Annotated in this window: 6 protein-coding genes and 1 pseudogene; 6 read left to right on the top strand and 1 reads right to left on the bottom strand. The window is 71.7% G+C overall.

The window, feature by feature from the left end; all coding sequences use genetic code 11:
• Nucleotides 1-274, top strand: a pseudogene (locus EHS43_RS27910) (FAD-dependent oxidoreductase); the annotation flags it as partial.
• Here the strand turns inward: EHS43_RS27910 and EHS43_RS27905 are convergent.
• The gene (locus EHS43_RS27905) at nucleotides 271-780 is read right to left on the bottom strand and encodes a MarR family winged helix-turn-helix transcriptional regulator (RefSeq protein ID WP_125193508.1); all 510 of its coding nucleotides are present in this window, start codon (nucleotides 778-780) and stop codon (nucleotides 271-273) included. The pseudogene EHS43_RS27910 and the gene EHS43_RS27905 overlap by 4 nt on opposite strands.
• Nucleotides 781-895: 115 nt before the next feature.
• Here EHS43_RS27905 and EHS43_RS27900 point away from each other — a divergent pair, with 115 nt between their 5' ends.
• The 5 genes from EHS43_RS27900 to EHS43_RS27880 form a co-directional block, all read left to right on the top strand.
• Complete coding sequence (locus tag EHS43_RS27900; RefSeq protein WP_125193507.1) at nucleotides 896-1,846, top strand: EamA family transporter; 951 nt, start codon at nucleotides 896-898, stop codon at nucleotides 1,844-1,846.
• Nucleotides 1,847-2,079: 233 nt separating this feature from the next.
• A complete protein-coding gene (locus tag EHS43_RS27895) occupies nucleotides 2,080-2,556 on the top strand; it encodes a hypothetical protein (protein WP_125193506.1) in 477 nt (158 codons plus the stop codon).
• Between the two features lie 14 nt (nucleotides 2,557-2,570).
• The gene (locus EHS43_RS27890) at nucleotides 2,571-7,682 is read left to right on the top strand and encodes an ATP-binding protein (protein ID WP_125193505.1); all 5,112 of its coding nucleotides are present in this window, start codon (nucleotides 2,571-2,573) and stop codon (nucleotides 7,680-7,682) included.
• Nucleotides 7,679-8,992, top strand: coding sequence for a sigma-70 family RNA polymerase sigma factor (locus tag EHS43_RS27885; RefSeq protein WP_125193504.1), 1,314 nt, complete (start codon nucleotides 7,679-7,681; stop codon nucleotides 8,990-8,992). Before EHS43_RS27890 ends, EHS43_RS27885 begins: the two co-directional genes overlap by 4 nt.
• Nucleotides 8,993-9,062: 70 nt before the next feature.
• Nucleotides 9,063-9,579 (top strand): SDR family NAD(P)-dependent oxidoreductase (locus EHS43_RS27880; protein ID WP_125193503.1); only part of this gene is annotated, 517 nt, incomplete at its 3' end.

Raw genomic sequence — 9,579 nt, 5'->3', positions numbered from 1 at the left:
CCCCCTGACCGGCACCCGAGCCCCCGACGTGCCCCTCGCGAACGGCGGCCGCCTCTACGAGTCCCTGCGGGGCGGCAGGTTCGTCCTGATCACGCCTGACCTCGGGGCCTGTGACGGCTGGGCCGCCCACAAGGGCCGCCTCGCCGTGGAGCACTGGGCGACCTCCCGCCGTACGACCGTCCTGGTGCGGCCGGACGGGTACGTGGCGTGGGCGGCGGAGGGGGCGGACCCGGGCGCCACGGAGGCGGTGCTGGCCGCCCATGTGGGCCGTTAACCCTCTGACTCCTGGGTGCCCGCGAGCAACTTCCGCAACAGGTCGGCCAGTTGGTCGGCCTGTTCGTCGTCCAGGGTGGTCAGGGCCTCCGTCTGGGCGGTGAGGCCCGCTGCGACCGCCTGGTCGATGACGGTCAGGCCCTTCTCCGTCAGGGTGACCTGGAGGCCGCGGCGGTCGTGCGGGTCGGGGGAGCGGCGCAGGAGGCCGGCGCGTTCCAGTTTGTCCAGGCGGCCCGTCATGCCGCCCGTGGTGAGCATCAGCGTCGAGGAGAGCCGGCGGGGGGAGAGGGTGTACGGCTCGCCGGCGCGGCGCAGGGTGGCCAGGACGTCGAACTCGCCGCGGGAGATGCCGTAGGGGGCGTACACCTTCTCCACGCGGTCGCCCATGGTCCGGGCGAGGCGGTAGATGCGCCCGAAGACCTCCATGGCCCTGGTGTCGAGGTCGGGCCGCACGGCCGCCCACTGGTCGATGATCGCGTCGACGGCGTCCTTGCGCTGTGCACTCATGTGCCGAGTATCCGCAGGGCCCGGCTCGGCCGCAAGAAAGTGGCTTGCGGAAAAGTAACTTAGAGGTAAGCTACTTTCGAGCTACTTTCATCTGAGCTAACTATGAGGGGGAGCCATGAGGAAGCCGACCGCCCACCGTCCCGCCACCATCCTTCTCACCGCCCTCGCCCCCGTCTCCTGGGGCACCACCTACGCCGTCACCACCGAGTTCCTCCCGCCCGACCGGCCGCTGTTCACCGGCATGATGCGGGCGCTGCCCGCCGGGCTCGTGCTGCTCGCCCTCGCGCGGGTGCTGCCGCGCGGGCTCTGGTGGGGGAAGGCGGCCGTGCTCGGGGCGCTGAACATCGGGGCCTTCTTCCCACTGCTGTTCCTGTCGGCGTACCGGCTGCCGGGCGGGATGGCCGCCGTGGTCGGGTCGGTGGGGCCGCTGATCGTCGTCGGGCTGTCGGCCGGGCTGCTGGGGCAGCGGCCCACCGCCCGGAGCGTGCTCACCGGAGTCGTGGCCGCGTCCGGCGTGAGCCTGGTCGTGCTCAAGGCGGCCGGGGCCCTCGACCCCGTCGGTGTCCTAGCGGCGCTCGCGGCCACCGGTTCCATGTCCCTCGGCACCGTGCTGACCAAGCGCTGGGGCCGCCCCGAGGGCGTCGGCCCGCTCGCGCTCACTGCCTGGCAGCTCACCGCGGGCGGCCTGCTGATCGCGCCGGTCGCCCTCCTCGTCGAGGGCGCCCCGCCCGCGCTCGACGGGTCCGCGGTCGGCGGCTACCTCTACCTCGCGCTGGCGAACACGGCGGTGGCGTACTGGCTCTGGTTCCGCGGCATCGGCCGCCTCACCGCCACCCAGGTCACCTTCCTCGGCCCGCTGTCCCCCCTGACCGCGGCGGTCGTCGGCTGGGCGGCCCTCGGACAGGCGCTCACGCCGCCGCAGCTCGCGGGGATGGCGCTGGCCTTCGGGGCGACCACTGCGGGGCAGTTGGGTGTGCGGCCGACCTCGGGCCGGTCGTTCGGCGTCACCGAGAGCACTCGCCGGGAGGACGCGCCGGCCTTGCCGCACGCGGCGCTGCGGCGGTAGGACTCTGCCCTACGCGCCATGACGACGCGGCTCACTGGCCTACGGGTTTCTGGCGCCAGGCTCCGACATGCCCAGGCGGGTGTTCTCTGCCCGCCTGCCGTCGGTATGGAGTCTGTACAGGGACCGACTCCTATGCTCCGGTGGTGCGTTCGTGATGATCCGGTGGTGGGAGCAGGTATCCGGTGCCAGACTCTGCGGCATACCGAACGCGCCACCGTGAAAGGTCCGCCGCCTTGGATCCAGCCGCCCTTGCCGCCACCGCTGTGGCCGTGCTCCTTCCCTACCTCCACCAACTCGCCGGGCGCGTCACCGAGCGCACGGCCGATGCCCTGTCCGACTCCGGACTGCCCAAGGTTCAGCAGCTGTATCAGGCTCTCAAGGAGCGGCTCCGACCGGGCAGTTATGCCGGGAACGTACTGGAGGGCGCGGAGGAGCGGCCGGACAGCGAGGGCCGGCAGCAGGCGCTCGGAGCCGCACTCGCCGAGGAACTCGAACGCGACCCTGATTTCGCCGCCGACGTCGAGCGCCTGATCGCACAGGCGCAGGAGCCCGGAGGAGCGACGTTCTCGGTGACGGACTCCGGTGCCGTCGCCGGCCGGGACGTCGTCCAACGCGGCCGAAATGTCGCGGGCAGGGACCTGACCATCGGAACATCAGGCGCCCAGACCGGCACATCAGGACGAGAAGAGAGTGCGGCGGACACGGACTGACTGCGGGGGTTCCCATGCATGCCGGCACCGATCCGGAGTCCACGGTCCGGAACAACTACGCGGACACCGGCCCCGTCAGCGGCCGGGATACTACGCAGACCGGGCGGAACGTGGCCGGCCGCGATCTGACCGTGTACGAGGCACCGGCCTACCCCCGGCTGGCCTACACACGGGAGGTCGAGCCCTTCGTCACCTTCTACAACCGCGTCTTCGTGGGCCGGGAGCCGGAGCTCGCGCGGATCCGTGCCTTCTCCAGGCAGGAGTACCCCTCTTATCTGCTGGTGGAGGCGCCGCCCGGCTACGGCAAGACGGCTCTCGTGACCCAGCTGCTGAGCCGCCACCGAGCGGGGTTCTGGGGGGAGGTGACGCCGAACATCGTCTACTTCTTCATCCGGGAGGAGACCGGCCGCGCCACCCCGGACTCCTTCCTTCAAGCCGTCAATTCCCAACTGCTCGACCTGCTCGGTGAACAGGGCGGGGTGCCGGCCGACTTCGAGTCGCAGCGCAGCCAGTCACTGTGGTTGTGGGAACGGGCGGTCGAGGCCGCGCGGCCGGAGAAACCTCTCCTCCTGCTCGTCGACGGACTGGACGAGATGGCGCAGGGCAAGCCGAACATTGCCGCGCTGCTGCCGTCCCTCGTCGGAAAGCACGTCAGTGTCGTGGTCACGTCCCGGCCGAACCCCGAGCCGCTGCAGCAGGTGCCGCTAGAGCATCCGCTGAGGCAGGCTGAGGCACTGAGACTGAACACCCTCGAACTCGCCGACATCCAAGCGCTTTTGACAATGGAGGGCTGCTCCCGGGAGATGGCGGTTCGCCTGGGCGACCGGGTCCTCGACGTCACGCGCGGCGAGCCGCTCATGGCCCGCTTCATCGGTCAGGACGTGGCCGCCGGCGGTGAGCGGGCCCTGGCCGACCTGGAGCGGGACCCCCCGCAGGGAGTCAAGGAGTACTTCCAGAAGCAGTTCGAACAACTTGACTCGCGGGCCGAGGCCGAAGCGACGTGGGACGTTCTCGGACTGCTTCTGGTGGCGCATGGTGCGATGACCGTGGGCGAGATGGCAGCCGTACTGCAACTTCCGCTACGGCAGGTCCGAGTCGCGATCCAGCCGATCGAGCGGTTCCTGATCGGGCGGGACCGGTTGGAGCTCATGCACCTGGAACTGCGCGCGGTGGTGTCCGAGCAGTTCGGCCCCGGTGAACTGCGAAGGTTCCGGGAGCGTGTCCTCGCCTGGGGGGCGGAGTTCGCTGCCGCCGGCTGGCCGGACGACACGCCGGACTACCTCCTCACCCGTTACGCGGCCCACCTCCGTGAGGCGGACAGGAACGAGGAGTTGTATCGGCTGGTCGGTCGCCGCTGGATGGAGTTGAAGGCCGGCCGAACCCACTCGCACCGCTCATTCGCGCGGGACGTACTGTTGGCCATCGAGGCGGCGGGTGCCACGACGCCTCGCGACCTCGTGGAGGAGGCGTGCGGCTCGCTCGTCTACGCCACGCTGGGCTCCCTCGCGCGCAATGTGCCGCCCGAGCTGCTGGCGGTTCTGACCACCGCGGGACAGTTCACCACCGCGGAGGACTACGCGGCGCTGGTCGGCGATCCCAAGGCCCGCTGTACGGCCTACCTGGCCATATCCGAGGCGGCGTTGGGCCGGGGCCAGGTACGTGACGCCGCTACCGCAGCCGGACAGGCCCTGTCGGCCGCCAAGGCGGTGGAGGACCCGGTGCGCAGAGCCGAACTGCTGGCCAGGGCGGCCGGGGCTCTGGCCGACCTGGGACGGACGGCGCAGGCCACCGAGCAGTTCCTCGACGTGGCTGCCGTGATGAAGGACACACCGCCCAGAGCCGACATCGTAGCCCGCGTCGTGGTGGCCCTGGTCGGGGCCGGACAGGCCGACTACGCGGTGCGTGCGGTGCTGGACATCAGGAACACCGCGGCACGCACCGACGGGCTGGCGAAGGCGGCCATCGCGCTGGCGGAGGCGGGCCTGGGTGAGCAGGCACTGAGGGTGGCCGGTGCGATCGAGGACGGCGGACGACGGGACTTGACCCTGGTCGCGGTGGTGGACGCGCTGCTTGCCACAGGGCCGTCCGTGCGGAACGCGGAGCAGGCGCTGCGGGCTGTCGGCGCGATCGAGCGTGCCTGGCATTACAACCAGGCGCTGGACAGGGCGGTTGCGGCGTTCGCGCGGGCCGGTCTGGGGGAGCTGACGGTCAGGACGATCACCGCGCTGGATGCCGGGCGCGCGACCCGCTCCCGGGCCGTGACGGCTGCCCACGTTTCCGGGGTGTTGATGGAGAGCGGTCAGGATGCGTGGGCCGAGGTCGCGGCGGGGAAAGCGGTCACGCTGGCGAGCGAGGTCGAGGAGGAAGCACGGAGAGCGGAAGAGCTCGCCCGGGTCTGCGTCGGCCTGACGGACGCAGGCCAGGACGAGTGGGCGGCTGTCGCGGCCATGGGAGCGGTGGCACAGTCCAGTGCGATCGAGGACCCGATGCCGAAGGTCACGGTGCTGGCATGGGCGGCCTCCACGCTCGCGCGGACCGGCCGGACCGAGCGGGCGGCGGACGCGGCCGAGCGGGTTCTGTCGGCCCTGGGCCGCAGTCCCGGACGGGTACTCGTGCGCAGACAGTTCCCTGCTTTCCCGCTCGCCGGGCCCCGGGCGCTTGGCGAGTACGACGCGTACAGAGCGGTGTTCGACCTCGTGCTGGATCTGGCCGAGGCGGGCCTGGCTGGCCTGACGTTCCGCGTGGTCGACAGGCTCGCGGTGGACTTCCGGTACGCCGAGTTGCGGATCAGTGCGGCCGCGGCGCTGTCACGGGCCGGGAGAGTCGATGACGCTGTTCACATGGTCCGCAGCGCTGTGGAGGTGCGGCCCGGCGGCCCTTCTCGCGAACCCGGGCGCGCTGCCTACATCCTGGCGGCGCACCTTGCGCGGGCGGGGCTGGTCGAGCAGGCGCTGCGGACGAGCGACGAGATCGGGGACGCCGCACTGAAGGCCTTTGCGCTGGCCCGGATCGCCGGCGTCCTGGCCGACGGCGGCCAGTTGAGACGAGCTGCGGAGACGGCGGAGCGGGCCGTCACGGTCATGGCCGCCGATCCGGGACCGCCCGGCGACCTTCAGCCGCCTCAGGCAAAGCAGCGTTCGACGATCCCCTACCTGCTGCCTCTGGCACTGGCGGACGGCGGTCTGGACGGACCGGCATTGCTCGCGGTGGACCTCGCGGCGGCGGGGAAGGAGAAGCTCGACACGCTCATCGGTGTGATGGGGAGGCTGTCGAAGGCCGGGCTGCACGAGACCGCGACGGAGGCCGCCGAGCGGGCTGTCGTCGAGGCGGATGCCGTCGAGGACGCAGCGACCCGGGTCCTGGCGCATATCCGTCTCGTGCCCGCGTTCCGGGCGGCAGGCCGGTTCGACCTGGTATCGGACATAGCGGAACGGGCCGTGGTCCTGCTGAGATCTGTACCCGTGACCGACAGGGACCAGCAGGCCCCCGGCCGACTCCAGGCCCACGACTTCCGGGAGAAGCCGACCTACGCACCGGCGTCACATCGGCCGGGCAGGTACTCGCTGGCAGAGTCACTGGCCATGGAGCTTGCCTCCTGCGGCGCCGGTGAGCCGGCGCTGCGGGCGACCCGACTGATCGACGACACGGACCGGCGGGACGAGTTGCTCGAACAGATGATGACCGAGCTGGCGAAGTCCCCCGATTGGGCTGAGCAGTTGATCCAGGCGGCCGAAGCGATCGCCGACGGGGATCGCAGGAGCCGTGCGCTGGCTCAAGCGGCCCGCGTTCTGGCGGACGCCGGCCATTCCGCCGGGGCGTTCCGGGCCGCCGAAGGCATCCAGGACGGCAGGAGCCGGGCCGAGACCCTGACCCGGGTCGCCGACGCCCTGGTCGGCCTCGGCCAGGTCGACCAGGCGTTGAGGGCGGCGGAACTCGCGCTAGGCGTCGCCCGGCACCTGGAGGACACCCGGCTGAAGGCCACGGTCCTGGCGAGGATTGCGGCCGAACTCGGCGCCGCCGGGATGGCGGACCAGTCGGTGTCGACGATGGAGCAGGCTTTGGCCGCGGCGAAACACGTCGGGCAACCGCAGGACAAGGTCGAGGCGTTCGTCCGGATCGTGCCCGACATGGTCCGGCTGGACAGGGTCGCGGAGGCCGCTGATCTCGCACGGCAGGCCGTCGCGGCCGCGCGGCGGATCGAGCCCGGCAACGCCAGGGCGGCGGCTCTGACCAGTGCGGCCAGCGCCTGCGTCGAGGCCGGCCTTCCGGAACTCGCGTTTCTGTCCTGCCAGGAGATCAAGGACGCCCGCCGTCGGGCACAGGCGCTGGCGGGGCTGGCCTGCGCCTTGGCCTCGGCCAACCTCGACGAGGCCGCCATGAACGCCGTCGCTCCTGCACTGGAGGGCGCGCGCGCAATGGGGGAGCAGCAACGCTGGAGGGGAAGGGTGCTCAGCGCCGTAGCTCGTGCTCTCGGCCGCGCCGGGCGGTCCGAGGAGGCGCTGGAGATCGTCCGCGAGATCGAGGGCACCCTTGCGGTGGCGACCGCCCTCACCGGTGTGAGCAGGGGACTCGCCGAAGCCGGCCGCGCGGACCAGGCCGCGGAAGTGGCCGAACGCGCGCTGGAGGCCACGTGGGCCGTCGGATCCCCGTTCCGCCGGCTGCGCGCACAGGTGCATCTCGTCAGCGCGTTCACCGCCGCCGGTGTGACGACCCGGGCCGGTGGCCTGGCCGACCGGACGCTCGCCGACGCCCATGTCCTGACCGATGGAGCTGCCAAGGCAAGGATCTTGGGCTTTCTGATGAAGGAACTGGTGGCCGCGGGGCTGGTCGACAAGGCGATGGGGCACATGGAGCGGGCGTCGGCCGCGGCTTCCGGGATCACGGACCCGGGAGCCAGGGCCAGGGCTCTGGCCAACCTCGCCCGGGCCCTGGGACAGGCGGGCCGGCCGGAACCGGCGCTCCGCGTCCTGTCGCAGAGTCTCCAGGCCGCACGAGTGGCCGGCCGGTCTACGTTTCTCCATGTCCTGGGCGGACTGGCCGAGACGTACGTGCGGACAGGGAACGAGCAGGAGCTGTCGCGGATTGCCGAGCGGATGTGCGACATCGAGCAGTGGTGGACGACATGACCTCGTACGACTGCCCCAGCTGCGGGACACCACTGGCCGACCGGGCCGGGCGCAGCGGTCGCAGTTCGGTGTACTGCTCCCCCGCCTGTCGCCAGAAGGCCTACCGCGAGCGCCGCCGGCCCCAGGCGCTCACCGTGCAGGGGCTCATCGACGACATCGGGCGGCAGGCGGGGCGGCTGGTGCCGCAGCCCGCGGACATCCTCTACTCCACCGTGACAGAACTGTCCGCGTCCGTGGCGCAGTTGAGGCGGGTGGCCCGTATCGCACGCGAGACCACGCAGGACCCCGGGGATTCCGTCACACCGGATGTCGTTACGGAACTCACCGAAACCGACTTCGCCGCCCTCACCGAGCAGTACCGCCGGGAGATCCAGGTGCACTGCTACCGCATGACGGGGTCGTACGACGAGGCCGAGGACCTGGTGCAGGAGACCTTCCTGCGGGCCTGGCGGGCGCGGGACGGATTCCAGGGGCGGGCCAGTGCGCGGACCTGGCTGTACCGGATCGCCACCAACACCAGCCTGGACCTGCTGCGGCGGACCGCGCGCCGCCCGCAGCGGTACGAACCCGTGCCGGGGATGAACCACGGCGACGGCGAGCCGCCCGCCCGCATCACCTGGCTGCAGCCCTACCCCGACGACGAGATGCCCCTCACCGAGGAGCGCGAGCAGCCCGAGTCCGCCGCGGTCTCCCGCGAGACCCTGGAGCTGGTCCTCCTCGCCGCGATCCAGCACCTGCCTCCGCGCCAACGGGCCGCACTGGTCCTGCGCGACGCCCTCGGACTGTCCGCCGCCGAGACCGCCGAGGCCCTGTCGACCAGCGTGGCCTCCGTCAACAGCGCGCTCCAGCGGGCCCGGCTGGCCCTGCGCGAACACCTGCCCCGGGAGCGCTCGGACTGGCGGGCCACCGTGCCCACCGAGGGCCAACAGGCCGTGCTGGACCGGTACATGGCGGCCGTCGGACGCCTCGACTTCGACGCGATGGCCGAGCTGCTCACCGAGGACGTCACCCTCACCATGCCGCCGAACCCGTTCTGGTTCACCGGCCGCGACGCGCTCATCGACTTCGTGCGGGGCAGCCTCGATCCCGGCTCCCCGATGTTCCTCGGGCACTGGCGCAGCCTGCCCACCCGTGCCAACGGCCAGCTCGCGGTGGCGCACTACGTCCGCAGGCCCGGGACCGGCGTCCACCGCGCCCAGGTCCTGGACGTCCTGCGCTTCGGCGACCGGGGCCACGGCGAGCGCATCGCGGAGATCACCTCCTTCGAACCGCACCTCTTCCCGGCGTTCGGGCTGCCCCTGCGGCTGTGACGATGAGTGCCGGGGGAGTCGTACGTCTGCATGGATGTCACGTACGCACCTCTTCCAAGGAGTCGTCATCATGCTGCTCACCGACAAGACCGCGATCGTCTACGGCGCCGGCGGATCCATCGGCGGGGCGGTCGCCCGTGCCTTCGCCGCGCAGGGCGCGAGGGTCCACCTCGTCGGCCGCACCCGGCACACCCTGGAGGCGGTGGCCGACGGTCTCAAGGACGCCGAGGTCGCCGTCGTGGACGCGCTGGACGAGGCGGCCGTGGAGGCGCACGCCGACCGGGTCGGGGACATCGACATCTCCGTCAACCTGGTCACGCGCGGCGATGTGCAGGGCGCGCCGCTGACCGACATGGCGGTCGACGACTTCATGCGGCCGGTCACCGACGGTCTGCGCACCCACTTCATCACCGCCCGCGCCGCCGGACGCCGTATGGCCGCGCGCGGCTCCGGAGTGATCCTCGCCCTCAACAGCGGTTCCGCGCACGGCAGTCCGATGATGGGCGGCACCGGTCCCGCGGACGGGGCGATCGACACGCTCGTGCGCAACCTGGCGATCGAGCTCGGGCCGCGCGGGGTGCGGGCGG

Source organism: Streptomyces sp. RP5T, from assembly GCF_003933965.1.
Lineage (GTDB): Bacteria > Actinomycetota > Actinomycetes > Streptomycetales > Streptomycetaceae > Streptomyces.
This window is presented reverse-complemented; position numbering and strand designations above follow the sequence as displayed.